The 23,224-nt window shown below is 37.4% G+C and carries 26 protein-coding genes; 21 read left to right on the top strand and 5 right to left on the bottom strand.

Features of this window, described 5'->3' with window-relative positions:
• Positions 1-26 precede the first annotated feature (26 nt).
• The 4 genes from HYU07_04835 to HYU07_04820 all read left to right on the top strand — a co-directional run bounded on the left by HYU07_04835 (position 27) and on the right by HYU07_04820 (position 2,419).
• Complete coding sequence (locus HYU07_04835) at positions 27-737, top strand: hypothetical protein (protein ID MBI2129539.1); 711 nt, start codon at positions 27-29, stop codon at positions 735-737.
• A gap of 62 nt (positions 738-799) precedes the next feature.
• Positions 800-1,867 (top strand): AAA family ATPase, encoded by a 1,068-nt coding sequence (locus HYU07_04830; protein MBI2129538.1) that lies wholly within the window; start codon positions 800-802, stop codon positions 1,865-1,867.
• Positions 1,868-1,923: 56 nt separating this feature from the next.
• Positions 1,924-2,184, top strand: coding sequence for a hypothetical protein (locus HYU07_04825; GenBank protein ID MBI2129537.1), 261 nt, complete (start codon positions 1,924-1,926; stop codon positions 2,182-2,184).
• 94 nt (positions 2,185-2,278) lie between these two features.
• The gene (locus HYU07_04820; GenBank protein MBI2129536.1) at positions 2,279-2,419 is read left to right on the top strand and encodes a hypothetical protein; all 141 of its coding nucleotides are present in this window, start codon (positions 2,279-2,281) and stop codon (positions 2,417-2,419) included.
• Positions 2,420-2,664: 245 nt separating this feature from the next.
• On the opposite strand, the gene HYU07_04815 is transcribed toward HYU07_04820, so the two are convergent.
• Positions 2,665-3,039: a phosphotyrosine protein phosphatase gene (locus tag HYU07_04815; GenBank protein ID MBI2129535.1), complete on the bottom strand. Its 375-nt coding sequence runs from the start codon at positions 3,037-3,039 to the stop codon at positions 2,665-2,667.
• A gap of 58 nt (positions 3,040-3,097) precedes the next feature.
• Here HYU07_04815 and HYU07_04810 point away from each other — a divergent pair, with 58 nt between their 5' ends.
• From HYU07_04810 to HYU07_04750, 13 genes are all read left to right on the top strand, one after another.
• Positions 3,098-4,315 carry a hypothetical protein gene (locus tag HYU07_04810; protein MBI2129534.1) on the top strand — a complete coding sequence of 406 codons (1,218 nt, stop codon included), beginning with the start codon at positions 3,098-3,100 and terminating at the stop codon, positions 4,313-4,315.
• Positions 4,299-5,717 carry a Glu-tRNA(Gln) amidotransferase subunit GatE gene (gatE, locus tag HYU07_04805; protein MBI2129533.1) on the top strand — a complete coding sequence of 473 codons (1,419 nt, stop codon included), beginning with the start codon at positions 4,299-4,301 and terminating at the stop codon, positions 5,715-5,717. Before HYU07_04810 ends, gatE begins: the two co-directional genes overlap by 17 nt.
• A gap of 8 nt (positions 5,718-5,725) precedes the next feature.
• Positions 5,726-6,844, top strand: a complete 1,119-nt coding sequence (locus tag HYU07_04800) for a hypothetical protein (GenBank protein MBI2129532.1) — start codon at positions 5,726-5,728, stop codon at positions 6,842-6,844.
• A 19-nt stretch (positions 6,845-6,863) separates the two neighbouring features.
• Positions 6,864-7,826, top strand: a complete 963-nt coding sequence (locus tag HYU07_04795; GenBank protein MBI2129531.1) for a hypothetical protein — start codon at positions 6,864-6,866, stop codon at positions 7,824-7,826.
• 20 nt (positions 7,827-7,846) lie between these two features.
• The gene (gene eutD / locus HYU07_04790; GenBank protein ID MBI2129530.1) at positions 7,847-8,758 is read left to right on the top strand and encodes a phosphate acetyltransferase; all 912 of its coding nucleotides are present in this window, start codon (positions 7,847-7,849) and stop codon (positions 8,756-8,758) included.
• A 117-nt stretch (positions 8,759-8,875) separates the two neighbouring features.
• Entirely contained in the window at positions 8,876-10,174 is a 1,299-nt protein-coding gene (locus tag HYU07_04785; GenBank protein ID MBI2129529.1) for a hypothetical protein, read from the top strand.
• 4 nt (positions 10,175-10,178) lie between these two features.
• Positions 10,179-10,991, top strand: a complete 813-nt coding sequence (locus tag HYU07_04780) for a histidine phosphatase family protein (protein MBI2129528.1) — start codon at positions 10,179-10,181, stop codon at positions 10,989-10,991.
• Position 10,992: 1 nt separating this feature from the next.
• Positions 10,993-12,027: a hypothetical protein gene (locus HYU07_04775; protein ID MBI2129527.1), complete on the top strand. Its 1,035-nt coding sequence runs from the start codon at positions 10,993-10,995 to the stop codon at positions 12,025-12,027.
• The gene (locus HYU07_04770) at positions 12,024-13,454 is read left to right on the top strand and encodes a hypothetical protein (GenBank protein ID MBI2129526.1); all 1,431 of its coding nucleotides are present in this window, start codon (positions 12,024-12,026) and stop codon (positions 13,452-13,454) included. Before HYU07_04775 ends, HYU07_04770 begins: the two co-directional genes overlap by 4 nt.
• Before the next feature lie 203 nt (positions 13,455-13,657).
• Entirely contained in the window at positions 13,658-14,998 is a 1,341-nt protein-coding gene (locus tag HYU07_04765) for a hypothetical protein (GenBank protein ID MBI2129525.1), read from the top strand.
• Positions 14,999-15,053: 55 nt separating this feature from the next.
• Complete coding sequence (locus HYU07_04760; protein ID MBI2129524.1) at positions 15,054-16,067, top strand: NAD(P)/FAD-dependent oxidoreductase; 1,014 nt, start codon at positions 15,054-15,056, stop codon at positions 16,065-16,067.
• Positions 16,068-16,146: 79 nt separating this feature from the next.
• Entirely contained in the window at positions 16,147-16,371 is a 225-nt protein-coding gene (locus tag HYU07_04755) for a small nuclear ribonucleoprotein (protein ID MBI2129523.1), read from the top strand.
• A 3-nt stretch (positions 16,372-16,374) separates the two neighbouring features.
• Positions 16,375-16,497: a hypothetical protein gene (locus HYU07_04750; protein MBI2129522.1), complete on the top strand. Its 123-nt coding sequence runs from the start codon at positions 16,375-16,377 to the stop codon at positions 16,495-16,497.
• A 14-nt stretch (positions 16,498-16,511) separates the two neighbouring features.
• On the opposite strand, the gene HYU07_04745 is transcribed toward HYU07_04750, so the two are convergent.
• Positions 16,512-16,790 (bottom strand): hypothetical protein, encoded by a 279-nt coding sequence (locus tag HYU07_04745; GenBank protein ID MBI2129521.1) that lies wholly within the window; start codon positions 16,788-16,790, stop codon positions 16,512-16,514.
• A 132-nt stretch (positions 16,791-16,922) separates the two neighbouring features.
• On the opposite strand from HYU07_04745, the gene HYU07_04740 reads away from it, so the two are divergent.
• The 3 genes from HYU07_04740 (at position 16,923) to HYU07_04730 (ending at position 20,138) form a co-directional block, all read left to right on the top strand.
• Positions 16,923-17,228: a hypothetical protein gene (locus HYU07_04740; protein ID MBI2129520.1), complete on the top strand. Its 306-nt coding sequence runs from the start codon at positions 16,923-16,925 to the stop codon at positions 17,226-17,228.
• Between the two features lie 497 nt (positions 17,229-17,725).
• Positions 17,726-18,163 (top strand): S-layer protein, encoded by a 438-nt coding sequence (locus HYU07_04735; protein ID MBI2129519.1) that lies wholly within the window; start codon positions 17,726-17,728, stop codon positions 18,161-18,163.
• Between the two features lie 19 nt (positions 18,164-18,182).
• A complete protein-coding gene (locus tag HYU07_04730) occupies positions 18,183-20,138 on the top strand; it encodes a hypothetical protein (GenBank protein ID MBI2129518.1) in 1,956 nt (651 codons plus the stop codon).
• A gap of 140 nt (positions 20,139-20,278) precedes the next feature.
• Here HYU07_04730 and HYU07_04725 read toward each other — a convergent pair whose 3' ends face one another.
• A complete protein-coding gene (locus HYU07_04725; protein MBI2129517.1) occupies positions 20,279-20,599 on the bottom strand; it encodes a hypothetical protein in 321 nt (106 codons plus the stop codon).
• 105 nt (positions 20,600-20,704) lie between these two features.
• Between HYU07_04725 and HYU07_04720 the strand changes: the two genes are divergently transcribed.
• Positions 20,705-20,959, top strand: coding sequence for a hypothetical protein (locus tag HYU07_04720; protein MBI2129516.1), 255 nt, complete (start codon positions 20,705-20,707; stop codon positions 20,957-20,959).
• A 219-nt stretch (positions 20,960-21,178) separates the two neighbouring features.
• On the opposite strand, the gene HYU07_04715 is transcribed toward HYU07_04720, so the two are convergent.
• Together HYU07_04715 and HYU07_04710 are read right to left on the bottom strand one after the other, a co-directional pair.
• Positions 21,179-21,454, bottom strand: a complete 276-nt coding sequence (locus HYU07_04715) for an HPr family phosphocarrier protein (protein ID MBI2129515.1) — start codon at positions 21,452-21,454, stop codon at positions 21,179-21,181.
• Between the two features lie 550 nt (positions 21,455-22,004).
• Entirely contained in the window at positions 22,005-23,207 is a 1,203-nt protein-coding gene (locus HYU07_04710; protein MBI2129514.1) for a radical SAM protein, read from the bottom strand.
• Positions 23,208-23,224 lie beyond the last annotated feature (17 nt).

Genomic DNA, 23,224 nt, shown 5'->3' with positions numbered 1-23,224 from the left:
AAAAGTAAAAATAATTGGCATGTAAAATGGCAACTGCACTAGAACAAATTAAAGAGATTATTAGTAAAGAATTTAAAAAACTAAGAGAAGCTTTTAGAAAATCTGAAAAAAATTCCTATAAATATGTTATAGGGGGAGTTATTTTTGGAGTTCTCACATCGTTGTTTTTTTACACCCTTAGTGTACAAGATTCTATAAAGAACACTGAAAAAACATTAAATTATACTACTTGGATTACAAGTCCGGTTACATTAAAAGTTGTTGATTGGGTAAACGAAAGCGAAGGCAGATGGTATATAAATGTAACAAATACACATCCGTTACGTTCCACGGGGACCATATACCTATATAGATTTGAAATCAATCCACATACACCTCATATTATAAATAAAACAGGCATAGGACCGGGTCAAACAATATTCTATTCATTAGCATTCAATGTAACAGAAAAAGATTTGTTTCCTAACAGATCTTCATTAGAGCCTTTACATATCCTAACTATATCAAATAAGGCATATTATGTAATGGAACATGAATCAATTTCGTTCAAAATAAGTTGTGATAACTGTCCATCTCAAGGCATTATACGTCGTTTTCCTGATTTTGAAATTGTAAAATATCGGATGTCATTTACGACTCTTGGTTTGACTAATCTGACTATCCCTTCTTATACGTGGGTGGATTATACTATGAAGGACTTAATTGAAGAATATCGGGAAAAGAATATGTTACCTTAACTTTTCTCAGAAACCAATTAGTTTTAACAACATTTATATACCGTTTTTCTTTACTCCGATGTATGACCTTATTCAAAGACATGTTAAGATCAGATGAGTCAATATTCCAGGATACTGTTGCCCTTGACTATGATTACATTCCGAAGCTTGTCCCATTCCGTGAGAAAGAGCAGCGATTCATCGCAGCCTGCATAAAACCCTTATTCCAGAAAAGAAACGGGAAGAATGTATTCATCTACGGCAGGCCCGGTGTTGGCAAGACAGTTGCAACAAGGCATGTTGTGAACGAGCTTGAAGAGGAAACTGCTGACATTATCCCGATCTACATAAACTGCTGGCAGCGGAACAGCAGCTACAAAATCATGCTGGAGTTATGCAGCAAGCTCGATTACAGGTTCACGCAGAACAAGAAAACAGATGAATTGTTTGACATTGTAAAGGAAATCATCAATAAAAAATCAGCTGTTTTTGTTTTTGATGAAATCGACAAGGCAGAGGATGTTGATTTTATTTATTTCATCCTGGAGAACATTTACAGGAAAACAGTGATTATCGTGACAAACTACAAATCCTGGCTTGACGAGCTTGATGAAAGGCTGAAGTCAAGGCTGCTGCCTGAGCTGATTGAATTCCCGCCTTATGATGAAAAAGAAACTTATGAAATTTTGAAGCGCAGGCTGGAGTATGCGTTTGTTCCAGGAGTCTGGGATGAAGATGCATTCGGAATAATTGCAGAAAAATCAGCAGAGATTGGCGACATAAGAACAGGGCTATTTTTAATGAGAGAAGCAGGAAACTGCGCTGAAAACAAAAGCAGCAGGAAGATAAAGATGGAGCATGCAAAAGAAGCATTAAAAAAGCTTGAAAATTTTTCAATAAAAAGCAGCGATTCATTGGAAGATGATGAGAAACTTATACTGAGCATCATAAAGCAGAATTCAGGTGAAAAAATAGGGGATTTGTTTGGCATTTACCAGAAGAAAAGCGGGCAGGCATCTTACAAGACATTCCAGAGGAAAGTGTCTGATCTTGAAAAGAACAAGTTTGTCAGCATCAGGAAGATCATAGGATCAGGCGGAAGCACGTCGATAATTACGTACCAGACGACTAAGAAGCTGACGGAGTTTTAAGTAAGATCTTAGATTGTTTTAATAAACTTTATAAGCACAAGGGCATTACTTGCATTATGGTCGAGAGCAACCTATTAGAAATTATTGATGAATCAGGACCAGAAGATCCTACAAAAGTTGTCGCTTTTTATATTTTAAATGCTGTCAGATCATCAGTTAACTCTATTAAGTTGAAACCAAAGAAAAAAGTGGTTAACATTTTTTATGATGGTTCTGTTGAAGAACAACTGCCTATTGCGCGATATGCTTCCATATGTGAAAGAATTAAAACAATGTCGGGTATGGATCTAAGCTTAAAAGAACGACAAAAGCCCTAACTCTTTAAAATTCAGGCATCTCAGGCTTTTTAGAAAAAGCCAGTGGACAGATGGGGTAATGAAGTATTTAAATAAGTTTATCTGTATTCTTATCATGATAAACAAAATCGATCTCAGCCTTCCGACAATAGGAAGCTTGTTTTTCCAGCAGATTAAGGATCTTACATTTAAGACATGCAGTACTGAAAAGAAAAATGCGCTTGATTTTCAAATAAGCAAGAGGTGGTCAATATGAATCATGACTATTATACTGAAGATGAACTTGAAGATTTCGTTGAAGACTAAAATGAATGGAGAAGATTTATTAAAATGCAGCAGAGCAAAAAACATCCCGTTAAGAAATGGGAAGTGTCTTTAATGGAACTCCAAAATCATATTGGGAAAATGTTCAAGGTAACAAGAAAAATACCAGGAATGTCAATAGCAGAAACCAAGATATTCAGAACAATGAAAACAGCAAAGAAACAATTTGATGAATGGCTAAAATGATGCACCTTTTATTAATTCATTAAACTTGGATTTTAAATTTTCAATTAACTCAGGTTGGTTGTAATGGTAAATGTCAGGAATGTTCAAAGAAAGAATGCGCTTTTGCATATATTGTTTAGGAAAACGCTGAGATATTTCACTCCTTTGGGAGTCTTCCATAACTATAACCACATCAGCCCACGAAAGCTGTTTTTCAGTAAGAGGCCGGGTATTATAGAGGCCAGCAGATTTAGTTTCAAATCTGTCTTTAAATATCTTTTCAGCTGTCTTGCTCCGGTTTTGGTTTTGATTGCATACAAACAATACGTTCATAATAAGATAATGGCAAGCACATAATTTAAACTTTACTATTATTAACGCCTCCAACGAAACCTTGTCCAACCCGAAAGGGTTGGATCTCTTTCTTTTTATGCGTGATTTCAAAATGGAACTTAATGACGCAGAAAATAAAAATGAGAAATTGACATCATTAAATAGCCCTTACTCTGTTCAGTATTCAGAAAATGTAAAAAACGCAATAGAGTGTGCTCTAAAAAGAGGGTTATTAGAAAAGTATAGCGTAAATCACTCAATGATAAACGCGTATCTTGATAAAAAGTCAGAAATACCATTATGGATTGTTGAAGCTTCTTGCAATATTAACCTTGACGATATAATGGTGCCGGCCCAATATCAATATTTGTGGTTCTGTTTGCACAATACGATTCTAAAAAGAAGACAACCGAGTGGAAGAGAGTTTAGAATAAAAGTAAATTTTTCGTCTTGTTATCTGGAATTAGATAAAAACATTGAGAACTTATTACATGAAGCATGTAAATTTATGAAACTTCCTCTATACAAATTTACGTTTTTATGCGGTTATAAAAAAGCAATCGCAAATAACAAAAAAACAATACCATTACTCGCCCTACTGAAGATCTCCCAAATCTTAGAAATAAACATCTGGAATTTACTAAGCGGCCATCACCTATTTAGTAAAACTAATAGGACGGGCAAGCTGGTTATTCCTACGAATAGCGTAGATGTCGATCTGATGGTTTTGCTGATTTGGTTGAGAACAGAAGGGCATGTGGAATTAAGAAGCACCCACATAGAAATCAATCAAAAAGGAGATATAGAAAGTCTAAAAGAAATAAAGAAAATAATTATGAAGAAATTCAATTTAGAAGAAAAACATTTAATATTCTCGATTGGTAAAAGGGGCGAAGATAGATTAATCATCTCATCAAGTCCTTTAAAGCAACTTTTATGTTTAAAATACGAATTTCCTCTTGGTTATAAAAGTGGCGTATTAAAACCAATGGTTTTAGAGGGTTTATTCAATGATGACTACGAAAGGATAATGGCTGCATTTATCCAAACTGAAGGGTGCTTATCGTATTCTTATACTAGAAATAAAAAGAAAAAATTACCTAGGTTCGAGTTTATAGTTAAAGATGGAAATTTAGCCAAAGAGTGTTTATTTGCATTAAGAAAGTTAGGATTCGCCCCATCACTTTCAGAGAAACAAAATATATTTAAAGTAGGATTATATAACTCTAAACAAGTGGTTGATTTGGTCAATAAAACAAAAAAATATTTTTTTAATCAAAAAAAGATAGTCTATTTAAGGGGTGTATGCACAAGTGGAATTGGATTATGAAAAATTAGGCTTTAAAGCAGGTCTTGAGTGTCATCAGCAGCTTGAAGGCAAAAAGCTGTTCTGCAACTGCCTGACACTGAACTCCGGCAAAGAAGCAGATATAAAAGTAGAAAGAAAGCTCAGGGCAGTTGCTGGCGAGCTGGGCATAATAGATGAAGCTGCAAAGTATGAGATGGCAAAAGGCAAAAAATTTCTTTATGAAAGCAGCTCCGAAGATACCTGCCTAGTAGAATACGATGATGAACCTCCGCATCAAATAAACAAAGATGCACTATATATAGCTTTGCAGGTTGCACTGCTTTTGAATGCAAAGGTTGTTGATGAAATTCAGGTTATGAGAAAAACAGTTATTGACGGCAGCAACACATCTGGATTTCAGAGAACAGCGCTGATTGCGAGAAACGGATTTATTGAAACTTCAAAAGGCAATGTCAGCATTCCGACAATCTGCCTGGAAGAAGAGGCTGCCCAGAAAATAAAAGAAAGCAAAGATTTCACAGAATACAGGCTTGACAGATTAGGGATTCCATTGATAGAGATTGCAACCGGAGCTGAACTGAAAGACCCGGAGCATGTTAAGGAAACCGCTGAAAAGCTCGGAATGCTTTTAAGAAGCACAGGAGGCTGCAAAAGAGGAATCGGAACAATAAGGCAGGACATTAACTCGTCAATAAAAGGGCATCCAAGGGTGGAGATAAAGGGATTTCAGGAACTGAAGTCAATTCCGAAGATAATAGAATACGAAGTTAAAAGGCAGTTGGAAGAGATTAAAAAAGGAAAAAAGCTGAATGAAGAAGTGAGAAAGGCTGAGCCAAACTTAACAACGTCCTTTCTAAGGCCAATGCCGGGAGCAGAAAGAATGTACCCCGAAACTGACGTAATTCCTATAAAATGCGGCATTAAAAATATAAAGCTGCCTGAGCTGATACAGGACAAAATAAAAAATTTAGAGGGCAAATACAAGATAAGCAGGGATTTGGCAACTCAGCTTGTGAAGGAAGAGATTGATTTTGAAAAATATGCTGGAAAATTCAAGAACATTGAGCCAGGGCTTATTGCTTCTTCTTTAATCTTAACGCCAAAAGACATAAAGGCGCGCTACAATAAGGAAGTGACCGAGGAGCAGATTGCAGCAGTTTTAAGTTTATTTAATGATAAAAAAATACCGAAGTCCGCTGTAAATGAAATTTTGCTTGAGCTTGCTGGCAAAAAGGAGTTAAAGGAAATAATCAAGAAGTATGAAGCTGCTGATAACAAAGAGATTGAAGAAGAAATCAAAAAAATAATAAAAGAAAAGCCCGGACTGAGCGCAGGCGCGTATATGGGCATTGTGATGGCTAAGTATAGGGGAAAGGCCGATGGAAACAGCATTATGGATATTTTGAAAAAATTTATCAAGTAGAGCAGTCTATGATGAAGGTGAAAATGAGCTATAAAGAGATAATAAAGGAAAAAGTCAGGGAGCTGTTAGCTGGCCCTGAAAATAAAAAATTTACTATCGACATGCCAGTAAAGAGCTATAACATACATCCATTCAAGATATTATTTAACAAGCTCATCATACAATTATCCAGAAAAATCATCCCATCAGGATTTAAGAACTGGCTGGTGAGGCTTACAGGATTGAAGATAGGCCGTGATGTCTGCCTGCCAAATGACATTATTTTTGATCCTTATTTTCCGGAGCTGATCAATGTTAAGGATGGGGCCTTGGTAGGGGGCCCAAATAAGCTGATGGCTCACGAATATAAAGACAGCAAACTTACAATTGGAAAGGTTGTTGTTGAAAAAAGAGTTTTGGTGGGAGGCTATTCCTATTTAGGGCCGGGAGCTGTTATAAATGAAAACAGCATACTTAATCTTGGCTCTGAATTGCAGTCAGAAATGCCATCTGGCGAATTATGGGGGGGCAAGCCGGCAAAAACACTTAAAAAATTCACAGAAGAAGAGCTTGAAAAGTATTTCAAGCCAAGCGACGGGAAGTGCAGGGAATATTATTCGGATTTTAATAAAAAAGTCAGAGAGTTCCAAAGAAACAAAGAGGTTAACTTTATCAAATTCCATTACAATGGGAAAAGGCTTAATGCAGGAGATGACTGGTGGAGGGCGCGAAATGTTTTCAGGATATTATATAACGGCGTTATAATAGAAACCACGAAGTTAATGGGGCCATCGCCATTAAAGAACTTTTTGTTAAGAATGGCTGGCGCAAAGATAGGCAAAAATGTAATAATAAAGAGGGGCGTTACGTTTGACCATATTTACCCGGATACAATAACTGTTGAAGACAATGTGGTGATAGGGGAGAATAGCGAAATAGCAGGGCACGAATATACCACAACACAAACTATTTTCGGAAGGGTTTTAATAAAAAAGAATGCTGTAATAAAAGAGCATGTTTTAATAAGGACAGGAACAACAATAGGCGAGAACAGCATCATAGAGCCATATAGTTTTGCGCAAAAAGAAATACCTGCAAATGAAGTTTGGGGAGGAAGCCCAACTCAATTTGTAAAAAAAGCCGTTTAAAATGATGAAATTGATTAAAATGCTTAAACTGCTATTATTTTTTTTGAACTTGGAAGGCAAGGTAAAGAAAGCAGATAGTTCAGGTAAATCAACTGCCGTTAAAAACTCTAAAGACACAAATGTTGAAAGAACATATGCTGCACTACAAAAAACAGTTGAGCCTTATAGAGCAGAAGCATCTCGCCCATCTTTCGGAGGAAGAACAAAAGCAGCTGTAAAAAACATTGCGAATATTGCGAGAACCGCATTTGACAGCACTGTCGGCAATGTAATAGCAAAATACCAAGATTATGATACGAAAAGGTATTTTAAGAAAAATCCTGGAAGCAAGGATCCTTTGTCATATTTAGTGGCTGGATTTGGCATGCCCAAGGGTTCTCAGAGGGTTCTTGCAGGCCAACTGAAAAAAGCAGGCATTAGATCTCTTCATTTAAAGACATATCATCATTTGCCGCGCAAAGAATCATCAGAGAAGGCTTTTGAGCAGATAAAAAAATTTCAGGAAGAAGTCAAGCTTAAAGAACCTTATAAAAGAAGCGATTCTATTAGCGGCCATAGCAGCGGGGCAGACCTCGGGATTTATATGGCTGGTGATAAGAGGATCGTGGACTATGGCATAAAATATGTGCAGGCAAGAGCTCCTGTACCTTATGGAGTTAATAAACCTACAATGGCTCAAAGAGCAATTCTGTCGCTTTCAAAAGCCGATGATCCCAGAACTGCTTTGGGTAAAAGAAATGCTGCTGAAATGGCAATCAGGAAACCATTGGTTCCTGTTCATATTATAGCGGGTAAATATGATGCATTAGTGCCACCACGTGATACAGTATACGGCCATGCAACAACACACAAAGTAATTGATCATCCATCCTCAACTCATTTTGGAACAAGCGGCGCGAATAAAGATATGAATGAAATATTTATAAAAGAATTAGTGGGTTATTCAACGAAAGACAAATATAAATACAAAAAGGCAGCATAAAATTTTATGGGGTGGTTTAAATGAAACTAGATATAATCGGCATCATGGAAAAGCTCGCAAGGAAAAAGCCAGTCAGGGTTGTTGTTTGCGAGGGATGGGATGAAAGGTGCTTAAGGGCAGCTGAGAGCATAGCAAAGAATAAGCTTGCAGAGATCGTGCTTTTAGGAGATCCTGGCCTGATCAAAGAAAAAGTTAAAGAGTTTAACCTGGATATAGGCAAGACACAGATAATTGATTTCAAAAATTCTGAATTAAAGGAGGAGCTTGCAGAAAAGTTAACTGAGCTGAGGAAGCACAAGGGAATGACAATAGAAGAGGCAAGAAAATTAATCCAGAATGAGAATTATTTTGGCTGCATGTATGTTTATTGCGGCTATGCAGATGCTTTAGTGGGCTCTGCAATATGCCCCACAGGAGAATTAATGAGGCCTGCGCTGCAGATATTAAGGAAAAAAGATACACTTGTTTCAGAAGTATCCATATTGAATGATGTTAAAAATGACAGAACGCTCTTTGGCAGTGATTTCAGCCTTAATATCGAGCCGAATGCAGAAGAGCTTGCGCAAATCGCCCTTAATGCTGCAGAATGCGCCAGGGATTTCACATTAGATCCAAAAGTTGCTTTGCTGTCATTCTCAACAAAAGGAAGCGGAGGGGAGCATCCTTCAATACAGATTGTGAAAGATGCAGTAAGAATTGCAAAAGAAAAAGATAAAAGCCTTTTAATTGACGGCGAGCTTCAGGTTGATGCAGCAGTAAGCAAATTCGGGGCAGAAAGGAAATGCCCGGACTCGCCTCTGAAAGGGGAGGCAAATACGCTCATATTTCCCAACCTTACTGCATCAAATATTTTTGCCCACGGGATAATGCAGTTTTCTGATATGAAGCTTGAATTTGCCATTCTGAAGGGATTGGCGAAATGCCAAGAGTGATGCAAATTGAAGTGGGATGTAGATAAGCTGAATGGCGTTTTATGGATAGCTGCTGAAGCAGCTAAATCTTTATGCGGCTCTATGGATAAAGAGACAGGCATAAAATTCAGAGAGCATATGTGCTATTGCAAAGGCCATATCTTTCACTGGTGCACTTTAGAAAAAGAGAATGAGAAAGTGGGCAATTTTCTCGTTGAAAGTTTTAAAAATAAAAGGTTTTCTAGCAGATTTGTTAAAGATTACGGGATACTATATAAAAAAGTGGTCAGAGAATTAAACAGATTAGATGAAAAAAAATTTTCAAAATTAAGCAGCAATGAGCTGTTTGGGATACTGAAAAAAACCACAGATTTCTATATAAGGATATTTGATTTTGGGTTCATAATAGAGCCAATGGATTTTGTCATGCCCTTGCTCATAAGATCAAAGCTTATGAAACAGGGCTATAACACATCTGAGATTGCAGATATGATGGCAATTGCAGATATAACGTTTATCAACAGGGAAACTCAGGAATTAATCAGGATTGCCAAAGAAAAAAATGAAAACCAGAAAAAACTTCTGAAAGAGCACGCCTATAGATACAGGTGGCTGCAGTCTGCACATATGGGCAGAAAGGATCTCCCATTTTCTTATTTTGAAGAAAGGCTGAAGGAATTAAAAGAAAAGGATCTTGGCAAAGAGCTTAAAAAATTAAAAAACTTCAGGAAAGATGAGGAAAATATAAAAAAAGGAATTCTGTCTAAAAAGCCGGTTGATGATGAAACAAAAAAACTGCTGGAAGTAGCAGATATAATTGCTCCGCTGCATGACAGAAGAAAAGAGCTGTTTTTGAGAATTGTTTACACATTGGATACCGCAAGAGCAGAGATAGCCAGGCGATATGGATATGCCAAAGAAGAATTATCTGTTTTTCAGATTGAAGATTTGTTTAAACTAAAAAATAACAAGAAGCTGGACAGGGAATACGCAAGAAAACTTCTGGGAAATGCCCTTCTTTATATCGATACCGAAAAGGGCATATGGAAGTATTATGCCGGTGAAGAGGCAGAAAGCATATTCAAGAAAGAAACAGATTTTAACTTGGGGGATATAAAAGAGATTGAAGGGCTGTCGGTTTCCCTTGGAAAAGCAAAAGGAAAGATTAGGATAATACACGGCGTGGAAGATATAGGCAAAATGAAAGCCGGTGAAATTCTTTTGTCCAGCATGACAAGGCCTGAGTTTGTCCCTGCCATAAAAAAGGCAGCAGCGATCATAACTGATGAAGGCGGGGTAACATGCCATGCAGCAATTGTTTCCAGGGAAATGAAAATACCCTGCATTGTCGGAACCAAAATAGCGACCAAGGTACTAAAAGACGGCAATTATGTTGAAGTTGATGCTGATGAAGGGGTCATCAGAATCCTAAGGTGAATTTATGAATAAAGAACTTCGACCAAAATTTAAAGCTAAAGAACAAATTGTGACCCGCTACGTTGTTGATTGCCGCAGACATGGGGAAAAAGAAGAAGGGGAAGAAAAAGATAAAAAACCCAGATTGTCAGTAAATGGTGAAGCTCAGGGAAGATTCGTTACAGCTTTAAAACCACCCTATACTCCCGGTGATGTCTATATCAGCAAAATTCCTAGAACTAGGCAAACAGCAGAAGCTATGCAGGAGACAGAATGGGAAAAAGGCAAGGAAGTTTTGGGGATAGGAGCGGGTAAAATATTTGAAACAGAAAGATTAGGGGATGAAACATTTTGGAAAAGTAAAAAATTCCGAGATAGCTATTTTAAAATAAAAGAAGAAAAAGGAGTTAACGCCGCAAATCAGTGGTATTTGAATTTTAAGAAACAAAAGCCTTTTGGCGAAGCGATTTCACCAGAAGAAGCAGCGGCATCTTATGCCAGTGTTATTTTGGGTTTAGCAGATGAACTGGCTTCAGGCAAGGAAAAAAATAAAATAGGCCAATTGCCTAAAACAATAATCAGCCATGATTTAGTTATGGAGCCGTTTTTATATTTTACAATCGGCAAGCAGGTAGAAAAAGACCGAGATTTGAAAGGGGAAGGTTTTATTGAAAAAAGCGGCGGCACTTTAGAGCCGATTTCAGGCTTAGAGATTGAATTAGAAAAAAAGGAGAATAAAATCAAGGCATTGCTGTCTTTCAGAAGCAAGAAGTACGAGCTTGACTTGAATAAGATGAAAAAATTAGTAAAAAAATACGAAAACAATTGGGCTGAATAATATGGTCAATATTAAGAAGATAATTAAATCCCTGCCAGCTGATTATTCGAGGCATACAGTCAGGGACCTTTCTGCTTTGACAGCCTCGATTTTTGCCGAAACTTACGATAAAACATTCAAGAGAATATTTGGCTATGATTTTAGCTCTAATTTATGGGCAGTTAAAGATGATTCAGTAAATTTTTATCGTTCCCAGTCAGAACATGAGCAGTTCGATAAATTTATGGGAGAAAAAGTGATCGCCAATAATATGGCATATTCCAAACATTTAGCTGCTGCCCTAGTCAAATACACAAATTGGATTAATGATTTTATGAAAAATAATAGCACCCTAACTGCCTTTTTAAAGCGAAGAAAAGAATTTATTGACAGCTATCGTTTGTTTTTTGCCTATCACCAGGCTGTTTATTGGGCAGGGGATTATGCTTCTAAAATTTCTGCTGCAAAAGAAACTTCAGAAAAGGTAGAGATTTTAAAAGCCGCCTATAAATATAATGAACTAGTTGTGCCCGATGCAGAAAAATATTTTAAGAGCATAGGCGTCAGCAAGCTGCTTTGTGATGAACTGGCTGAGAGCATTGATGTTAATAAATCTAAAAAGTGGCCAATTGGAATTTTATTTTTAAATAAGAAAAGAATAATTTTAAACAAGGCGCAGGTTAATGAAATCGAGGCCTTGATAGAGAAAAGGAACGAATTAAAAGATAAAAATATCAAAGAAATCAAAGGCATAGCGGTCAGCCGCGGCATTTATAAAGGCAGGGTAAAGGCAATAAAAGACTTAAACAAGCTTGATCAGGCAAATAAAGGCGATGTTTTAGTGACAATAATGACTCGGCCGCAATTTAATGTTTGCTTGAAAAATGTTGGCGCGATTATAACTGATGATGGAGGCATGCTTTGCCATGCTGCAATTTTAGCCAGGGAATTCAATATACCTGCAGTTGTCGGAACAAAGATCGCTACTAAAGTCCTGAAAAACGGCGACTTGGTTGAAGTGGACGCCAATCATGGCGTGATAAAGATAATAAAATGATCGATCCAAAAAAAGAATTATTCAAATGGGGACCTATAGAAGGAAGACCCATCTATGTGGATATATGGAACGTCATGCTGGTTGATTTTCCAAATTTTTTTGACGGAAGCTGGCCTGACATGATTACATATCTTAAGGACGATACTATCCTGGCTATCTCAGATTACCAAAAGCTCAGGGATAACGGGGAGCATCTGTTCAAAAAATACGTTCTAGATGAAAAAGAGCTGAATAGCAAGTACAAGACCTGGCTTAAAGCTGTCAAGGAACTTATTAGCTTTGAAAACAGAATAAACAAAGGGCTTATGAATCTGAGCAGCAAACAGCTGAACAAGCTTTTCATCAAGTGGATAGATAAGTATAACCGATTCTGGATTTATGGTTTGCTTCCTGAAATCTGTAATTTTGGCGCTGAGCAGATGCTGAAAAAGAGGATTCTTGAGTCATATCCTTCTGATTTTATAAAAATATTCGAAAAGCTAAGCGCGCCCGAAGACTTCTCATTCTTCCAGATTGAAGAAATGGAATTCATGAAAATAAAGCTTGTTAAGAGCAGAAAAATGCAGGAAAAAATGCTCAGGCAGCACCAGAAAAGGTATTACTGGCTTAGGAATAATTATGGCTTTACAAAGATTCTGGATGTCAGTTATTTCAGAGAAGAGATCGGCAAAATAAGCGTAAAGAATGCGAAAAACAAGACAAAGGAAATAAACAATTATGCAAAACGTGTAAAAGAAAACAAGAGGAAGATTATTGCAAAATACAGGATAAGCAGCGATATGGCAGAAATCGCGCACAAGCTTTCATACTGCGTCTGGTGGCAGGACATGAGAAAAAAATACATTTTTATCGCCAACCACATAATAACAGCTTTCATGCAGGAGATAGGCAAAAGAAAGGATATCGATTTCAAGGAGCTGTGCTACTATACGCTAGCAGAGATAATCGGGCTGCTGCAAAAAAACATAAGGGCGGATGCGAAGCAAAGGTTTGGCGGCTTTATAGAATACTATCATGAACGGGGCAATATATCCTATATGGAAGGCGAAGAGGCGAACGAATTCATAGAGCCATACATAAAAGTGGAAGTTGAGGAAGATATAAAAGAGATAAAAGGAATGGTCGTAAGCTCTGGCAAAAAGGTTGTTGGAGAGGTGAAGATCATCAAAGATCTAAGGAACCTGGAAAAGATGAGGAAAGGGAACATACTTGTTGCAGCAATGACGAGCCCCGATTACATAATTGCAATGAGAAAAGCCGCTGCAATAATTACTGATGAGGGCAACATGACCTGCCATGCAGCAATTGTTTCCAGAGAATTAAAAATTCCATGCATTGTCGGAACTAAAATAGCGACCAATGTGTTGAAAGACGGCGATTATGTTGAAGTGGATGCAAATGAAGGCGTAATCAAGATAATAAAATGAACAAAGAAGATATTTTCAGAATATTGAATGGCCGTGAATGGAAAGAGGAAGAAAGCCAGATCTCCCCTATAATACTGGATCTTGCCAAAACATGCCATCTGGAAGGCAAATACGCCTACAAAAGAAAGCTCTACACGTTTTCAGCATATTATCTGTCAAATAATTACGGCTATGAATGGGTTTCAGCTGATGAGTCAAGAAATATGCTGAAGTGGGCATTGGATGCACATAGAAAAGACAGGCATTATTTCATAAAGAAATACAAGGAATTTGAAAATGTCTTTAAAGAGATTAAAGAAATTTTTAAAATAATGCGAAACAAGAGCATACAGAATTTTACAAATAAGCAGCTAAAAAAACTGTTTTCCAGGATTTTCTATCTGATGAAAAAGCAATACGGCTATTCCTTGGTTATGGAAGGAATGGACCTGCTGGAAGAGCAGGATTATTTAAGGCTCCTGCCTGCAGTAAAAAAAGAGGACGCGCCTGAAGCAATCAGAATATTAAGCACTCCGGAAAAATTAAGCTTTCTGGAAAAGGAAAAAATGGCTCTTTTGAAGCTTGCCAAGGCTGCTTTCACAAACAAAAATTTAAAGAAGGCAGTTATGAGCAATTCCATTGAAGAAATTAAAAAATTTCCTGATTTTTTTAAAAAACTTCAGGAGCATACAAAAAATTATTTCTGGATTCAGAATAGCTTTCTTAAGGCATTTTATTTGAGCGAAAGTTATTTTTTAAATTTAATATCTGATTTGATTGAAGCAAAAAACCCTGAAGCAATTAAAAATGAGATAAACAAATTTGAGAATAAGCGCAAGACTGCCAGAAAGGAAATAAGTGCCGTGTATAAAAATTACCACCCAGGCCCTGAAGCCAAGATGTTTTTTGATTTAGTCAGGTTTTTTTCAACATTCCAAGATGACAGAAAAGAAAGCATACAAAGATTGGTGTTCTCAGTTGACAGGATATTTGATGAAGTTGAAAAAAGGATTAAGGTTAAGAAATCTGAATTATATAATTATTTATTTAACGAAGTAATGGCCACATTAGAAAGCGGCAGATTAGCCAGCAAGGACGAGCTGAGCAAGCGTGAGCATCTTGCCTGCTTTTCATATCTGGAAGGGGAAGAAATAAAAACCATCATGCTGTACGGCAAGGACGCATTGGATGTTCTGGATTTCTTCAAGAAAAAAAGGGAGGAAATAGCAAAGAAAGGCATTATAAAGGGCTTTATTGCTTCAGTAGGCAATGGGGAAAAGACTATAGAAGGCAAGGCAAGGGTTGTTTTTGACCCTGTGAAAGACGCATTCAGCAACGGGGAGATACTTGTAACAGGGATGACAAGGCCTGAATTTGTCCCTTTGATGAAAAAGGCAAAAGCAATCATAACAAATGAAGGCGGCATAACAACACACGCTGCAATTATAAGCAGAGAATTAAAAATTCCCTGCATAATCGGAACAAAAATTGCAACAGATATCCTGAAGAGCGGAGATATTGTTGAGATTGACATGGAAAAGGGGATTATCAGGAAGATAAGGTGAAATGCAAGCAAATGGCAAATAAAGATCAATCTCTGAGAAAGGCATTGAATTCAAAATGAGATATGATGCTGTCATTGTCGGAGCTGGATTAGCTGGCCTGAAAGCAGCAGAAGTTCTTGCAAAAGGCAAAAAGAAAGTCATTGTTCTGGAAAAAGACAATGATTTCTGCATTAAGCCATGCGCAGCAGGAGTTTTAAGATATGATCTGAGGCTGATCCCGGAAAGCATAATTGAGAGAAAATTCAGAAAAGTATGCCTGAATCATGAAAATAAAAAATATGAGTTCAAAGGAACAAAAAAACCGCTCATCATAACAGTGGACAAAAAGAAATTATGCAGGATTATTGCGGAAAGCGCTATAAAAAATGGCGCAAAGATATTGAAAAATTCACAGGTTTCCAAAGTGACTGATAATTTTGCAATGGCAAACAATAAAAAATATTTTTACAAATATCTTATAGGCGCAGACGGCTCTAATTCGATTGTCAGAAGGTATCTTGGCCTGAAAACAAAGAAGCTTCATTTTACGCTGGAATATTCTACAAAGAATGAATTTAATGGGCTGGCGGCTTATACAAATTTTGAAAATGGGCTGGGCTATCATTGGATATTCCCGCACAAAAATTATACGTCAATAGGATCCGGCTCAACTAACCCAAAAAACCTGAAGGAGAATTTTTATGATTTCTGCAGAAAAATCAATGTTAAAATAGACAGCTCAAAGCTGAAAGGCGCAATTATAAACTTCGACTACCGAGGATACAGGTTTGGGAACAAATTTCTGGTAGGAGATGCTGCTGGGTTTGCTTCCGGCTTTACAGGGCAGGGGATTTATTTTGCATTAAAAAGCGCGGAAGATGCTGCAACGCTTATTTTAGACAAAAGCTATGAGCCAAAAGGCATTGAAGAAATCTTAAGAATGAAGAGAAGGCAGGAAACCCTGATGGCGCTCCTGGAAACCGGCAAAAAGATACCGGGCATATTTGATCTGGAAATGAATATGCTGCTTTGGGCAGCAAAGAAAAGAGCCTTCATTAAGTGGCTGGCAAGGCTGTTTTCCTGGATTTAACAGTCAGTTTTCGATAGATTTAAATAGAATTGCTAATTTCATGCTTTTAATTAATTTTGTTTTTTTGGAGGTAAAAATGATTGAGCAATCAAGGCCATTAGATGCGCTGAACAAGTGGCGCGACAAAAGAGTAATAGTTGAGCTTAAAAACGGAAAGCAGCTTATCGGCATTATAAGATCTTTTGACATTCACATCAATGTTGTTCTGGATGAAGTTGAGGAAAGGGAAGCCGGGGAAACTAAAAGGAAGCTCGGAACAGCCTTTGTAAGGGGCGATACGATAATTCTTATAAGCGCTGCATAATGGATGATATACTGCCGCAGATGCGGGAAAAGGACATTTCACATGAGCAAGCACAAATGCAGCTCATGCGGCTATGGGGCAAGCGCCAGGCTAAGGAAGTATAACTGGAAGAAAGCAGGGAAATAGATTTTACATTTAAATCAATTGAATTTGATTCCTAAACATCTCTCAATAATAACTTCAATTTCTTTTAACTTTTCTTTATTTAGAGAAACCTGCAATCCATACTGGGCAGGTTTTGGTAAAATTAAATTTTCTTTGATTAGTTTTTCACAAGTTTTTTCTACCTCCTTGCCAAGATGAGATGGAAAACCCTTTTTTATTGTATCAAAAGAAGTATGCACACCTCCAATTACTTTTTTTCTTCTTAGATGATAGAGGATTGTCGCTCTAATTTTTTCTTCATCATTGGATTCCATATGCCTCTTACGAAACTCACTCATATTTAAATGTTTCTAAATTAGTAATTTAAAAACATAAATAGAAACATTTATATATTAGTTATGCTAAAAGTATAAATAAAAGTATAACTATTAGGTGAGGCAAAGAAAATGGAAAACGAAACAATATTTGTGAAAGTCTTTGGAAAAACCCCTCTTATAAAGGTACTGGATTTTCTAATAACTTATCAGCTTTTTGATTACCCATTAACAGAAATAGCCAAAAAATCAGGGGTCGGCTACTCAACATTGCAGACCTTTTGGGATAAATTAGAAAGGAACTGCATTGTTATTAAAACAAGGCGTGTAGGAAAATCAGACCTATATAAGTTAAACACATCAAACCCTGCTGTTCAGCAATTAATGAAGCTTGATTGGAATTTAATTAAAGGCGTAGAGCAAGAATGTTTAGTTTAGATTTTTGCGTTAAATATATATAATAGCGCGATTTCTGATTGCTTATGCGGAGTTGCCGGAGTGGCCAAACGGGATAGAGATCGAAAGATTGTCCAAGCTTAGGTGTAATGAGGAAGCAACTTCCAATGATATTAAGACACCTATTGGGTCAGTCCCTACGCAGGTTCGAATGTTGCAGAGCAACTGAAAGTCCTGCACTCCGCATATTTTTTGTATACTGATATACATAATATCGGTACTGTCTGAGGTCTAAAATGGAGTTGAAAACGACGTTTTTTAGATATTTTTTAGATTCTCTATTTGTAGGTAACAACTATCTGAAAACTTAAAATTTTGGCTAGATAGGCCTTATAACTAAGTTTAACGCTTATAGCAAACTTAGAAATAGGAATAGTTTGCAGAAGAGCAAGCTTCCTACAGCCATCTAAGTTTGTGGAAAAAAGAGGAACGATGTTCCCTTTTGGAATAATGCTAAGAAAACACGGAGGTGTTTAAGCATGAACGTGAAAAAAGCAATAAAGAGGATCGCTGCAATAGGAACAGGCGCAGCAATGTTAGGCGCTACAATCCTAGGCGCAGTAGCAGCAGCTGACTTGAGTCAGTACCCGAGCCCATTGTTTATTGGGACTGATGGAAAGTTCAATGCCGTACTTGTAGTTGGCAAAGCTGCAGCATCAGAAGACATAATAGGTGCTATTGACATTGCAACAGCATTGCAAGCAGCATCTGTTACAACAACAACAACAGGAGCAACAACAACAGTTTTGGAAGGTGGTGCAAAGGTAGAAACATCTGGACAGAAGTTGTATTTTGGAGATTCTATGAACACAACAAAAGTGTCTCTTACATCAACTGAATTGGCGACTTTCTTGAAAGACGGCAAAATAACTGATGAAGACGGCACAGAGTTCACATACAAGCAAATAATAACCTGACAGCTTAAATGATCCAGTAGTGTATGTTGATCTGCCGAGCACAGCTAACTTCTCTTATGAAGTCAGCTTCCCAACAGCAGTCAACACACAAAGATTAAGAAACAAGCTGCTGACAATAATGGGCAAAGAGTACACATTCTCTGGCACAGTTGCATCTGGGGCTAGCTCAGGCATTGGTGGAACAGGCGGAGAATTGAACTGCTCTGATACAACAAACGGGCTTGTGCTGTATGGTGGAGGAAAAGACCAGATATTCACCGCAGGAGAAGCTATAACTGTAACAGTTGGCGGAAAAGACATTCCAGTTGAAGTAACTGGTGTTAACACAGGAACAACAACAGCAACTGCAACAATCAAGGTCAATGGAGAATCTGCTTCAGTATCAGCAGGCGACACTGTTGTGCTAGGCGGAATAAGAACATATGTCAGAGACATATTTGCTTATACAACACCAGTAACAAGCGGTGCTGTAAGATTGTTCATTGGAACAGACAAGATGACGTTGATCAGTGCAAATGAAGTGAAGTTAGCTTCAACAAGCATCAGCGGTACATTGGTTGATATGTCTTGCTCAATGACAAGCGGAAAAACACTATTGTCAACATTGAGGATTGATATAAAGCCGTACAGCTTTGATGTGGACAGGAAATACCTGAAAGTTGGAGACTCTTTGACAGAGCCAGTATTTGGATTGCTGAAGATGTCATTCACAGGCATTATACCTGACTTGAAGGCTTCGTCAAGAGATGTTATAAAGATCTACCCAAGCGGAGAGCAAAAGGTAAAGCTTGAGTTCACCAACAAAGCTGGGCAGAGTTATGCATTGAATGTAATCAACACAAGCGATGATGTAAATCGAGGAACTTCACTTGCAGTTGATGGCAATGCTTTGATTACACACAACGGAGCTAACACAACTGGCGGTCCTGCACTTACAGCAAGATCCGGTACAATAAGAGAAAACGACTACTTCATTATTGACACCAATGGTTATTCGCACATACTGCAGTTGAAGAAAATCAGCACAAACCCGAATAAAATCAAGGTTAAGGAAGCTGCATCTGGCGGAGAGACAACTGAGTGGAGCTATAATGAAAGCGGTGGAACTGATCTAACTGGTGAAATGAGATATGACGGAAACGTCTATACATTCACTATGGAAAACAACGCAACACTAACCGGGCTGAACGTTACAGGATTGACAAACAAAATTACTACGAAAGGAGGAATGAGGATTGACTTGCCTTTGACAGGAGGTAATGCATCTAATGGCAACATAGTCAACTTCACAGAAGAGACAGCGTACAACGACGGCACCTACACGAACAACGTTCAAGAAACATTAGGTAATATGACTATTAATACGTCAGTAACGTATCTGTCGAGTTCAGCGCAGTGGGATACAATACTTTCCTCACCATTAGGTGGCGGTGCTACAATGACGAGTGTCTCGAACACATACGATAGCAAAGGAGTATCCAAGTACGGAACGTATATGGACTACACCAGCTCAAGCGGAAGCAACAAGATAAACTTGTATTATCCGTCTGCAGCTGCAAGCTATGATGTGTACTTTGGACCTGCAACAGCAACAACAACCACAACTGGCGGAACAAAGACACAGACAGTCAATGTTTGGAATGTTGGAACTGCCAAGCTAGACAGCGAAGTTGCTGACATCAAAGCTCAGAACGCCATAATTGTAGGCGGACCTTGCGCAAACACAGCAGCAGCAGCAATAATGGGAAGTCCGAGCCCATGCGGCAAAGATTTCACAGAAGGCAAAGCAATGGTAAAGCTGTATAGTAATGCAGACAAAGTTGCAATGCTAGTTGCTGGATACAATGCTGAAGACACAAGGAGAGCCAGCAGAGTAGCTTCGCAGTGGAGCAAGTATGCGTCAAGCATGAAGGGAGCAGAAGTAACTGTAACCGGCACAAGCTTGACAGACATAACTGTAGCAGCTGCGCAATAAAAAGGTTTTACCTTTTTTCTTTTTTTTCTTTTAATTTTTGATGAGCACTTGAGAAAAGTATATTGATGATTAGTTGAGTGAACTGCTTTTTAGTGGTGCACACTGCCTTTTATGATTATTGAAGAAAATTTGTTATATGGCTAAATTGTAACTTCTGTAGAAATAAATTTTTCTGTTTCCAATTTTGTAATAACCCTGTCCATTCTTACCAGTTCTTTTACCCAAGGATTTTTTACGTTTAATCTGAACAATTTTGCATTTCCTATTTTTCTCGTGAAGATTACTATCCCTTTTTCAACCAAACGCGGCCATATTTCGGAAAAGGCTGTCCAGCCGACACCTGAATTGTCGCATATATCCGTCATGCTGTAATCCATATCCCTGCCTAAAATTAAGAAATCCAGTACTCTGATCAACGGGTAATCCCCGAAGTATTCTGCAAATACGCTTTTCTCTTCCATCGTAAGCAATAGAAAATAAAGCACATATTTAAATGTTTCTATTTTAATAACCATGGTTTACAAAACGAAAACTATAAATACGAGTGCTCCTTTTCATAGGTTTGCATGGATGAAAGGCTGGTTATAAAAAAGTTCATTGTTAGGAAATTATACAGAAAAAGGATGTGGCTTCATAAGCATACAAACATCAATAATCTTCCAAAAGGGTTATCCAATGAATTAAGGGTTTCCAGAGAGGTTAAAAAAGCAATAGAAGAGCTTCTTAGTGAGCAGATACTTTTATCCAAACCCACCCATTATGGCCTGGAAGTCAGCCTGAATCCTAAGAAAATAAGGGAGATTGAAGAGCTAATTGACTAGGGCTTAGCAATACTCTTCGTTATCCTCTTATCATATTCTGTCAAACGATATAATTTATACCTGCCTTTATTAGTAACACCTGTACCATAAATTACTTCGCCATAAAACATTGCACAATGGAGCAAGTAACTGTAGCAGCTGCGCAATAAAAAGGTTTTACCTTTTTTCTTTTAATTTTTGATGAGAACTTGAAAAAAACTATTATTCTATGCAGATTTTTTACAATAAAGATGTTCCTGTTTTAGTTTTGTATTCGCAAAACCCATTATTGCATAACTCATATAGCCCATCTAAAGCTTTTTCAGCATTTTCCCCTTTTGCTTTAAGCGTGATTATCGATCCCTTCTCTGCAGCAAGCGTCATTATTCCCATAATGCTTTTTGCAGATACTTCGTTTTCGTCTTTGATTGCATAAATATCTGCTTTGTACTTATTAGCTTCTGCAGCAAATAATGCTGCTGGCCTGATATGCAAACCATGTTCATTTTTGATCATTATATTTACATATTGATGTCCATCTTGCCTGTATTTTTCCCCTATTTCATATATTTTTTTGATTGGCTCTGCTGTTCTTGTAGCAACGTAAGCTGTTAACTGTCTTGCCAATTCCTTTCTATCTTTTCCCATTAAATGTAAATGCATTTCACCGCCAATAGGAAGGACTCTTAATGCTTCCCGAACCTCGCTATCGTTAATGCCTTTTAATTCAAAGTAAATGCCCTTTTTATTATCTCTCACCAAAACCTCGCATTCCAGTCCTTCTGTAGTTTTGTGTATGTCCAGAAATTCTTCTATTGTGCCATTTGTTATAGGAACGGAAATATCAAAATGCTCTTCTACGTGAGCATCCATCGCTTCCTTATGAGCTGGACTATCCAAAACCATCACTTTTGGAACATTCTCTTCGCCAGTCAATCTTATATATTCTTCATGTATTGTTTTCATTTTTCAAAAACCCCAGAATTTCTTCAAATAGAAAAAATCCCAATAGAAGCAGATTTATGGCTTTATTTAAAAATCTTTTGTTTTTCACTACTATGTTGTGTTAAACTTGTTCACCATAGAACACATTGTCCTTGTCTCTTGTTATCCTCAGCTTTACAATGCCGCTCTCCTGGCTGCAGTTTGGAACTGTAATGCACCTTTCATCTGCAACAGCGATCTTTTCGCTCTTCCGCCTGCTTTCGCACATTATTTTTGCTTTTATTATCTGGCCTTTTTTAAACGGCTTTGGAAGCTTTTTTGTTTCCCTTATGTTAAAGTCATCTTTGGTTAAAAGAAGCCTTATGCTGTATTCTGACTCCAACTCCATCAGTTTTTTTCTGAAAATATCCATTGGAATTGCTTTTACAGGATTTCTTCCATACCGATAATTAAGGAAGTTCTGCAGGCCTATTTTTGAATTTATTTCCTTGCAGAATCCTATTAATTTTGCAATCTCATCGTCATTTATGCCTGGCACTAAAACAGGAGCAATGAGCAAACTTGATTTCTTAGCTATGTAGCGGGCGATTTCCTTTATTTTTTCAACATCATAAATGGTTCCTGCAAGCTTTTTTGCCAGTTCCTTATCTAATGCCACGAGGGAAAGATTAAATCTGGTTAATCCAGCATCCGCTAATTCATCTACCAACTTTTTATTCAATAAAACACCATTTGTGTCTATTGAAATAACGCCGACTTCTTTTATTTTTCTTAAATCCTTGATTAAATCTGCAAGATTGGAATAAAGCAATGGCTCGCCCTGCGCATTTATATGGGCTTCAATATCTCCGATGCCCTTGAAGGCAGCCAATTTCCTGAATTCCTCAACAATGTAGTCTTTCTCTACGACAAAATCAACAGCCTTGTTCGTGCCTATGCCTTCATTTACGCTGCAGAATATGCAGCCCAAGTTGCAGCCTGTAATTGGCTTAATTTCTATTAATGATGTTCCGCGGTCAACCAGGCCGAAGCTGTTTGAGCCAATCAAAGGAATGCCTGAGTTTTTATGGATGTAGATTGTTCTGTTTCCTGATATTTTGCTTTTTAAGCCTGTTATTTTTTTTGAAAGGAGAATATTGAATTTGTTTGATGCGGATTTCTCTGATATATTTTCAAAATAAATGCTGTTTTTGCTTATCTTAAAATCGGCTATTCTTTCAAGCTCTTCTTTTTCAATCTTAAAATAAAAATATTTCATGAAATTAACAACTATTTCGTTTTCTTTTTCAAGGAATTCAAGGTTTTCAAATGTTAAAGCTGCCATAAGGAGAATAATTCTGA

The organism is Candidatus Woesearchaeota archaeon, assembly GCA_016180285.1.
Taxonomy (GTDB): domain Archaea; phylum Nanobdellota; class Nanobdellia; order Woesearchaeales; family JACPBO01; genus JACPBO01.
Note: the sequence above shows the minus strand (reverse complement) of the source record. Positions and strands in the feature narration are given on the sequence as shown.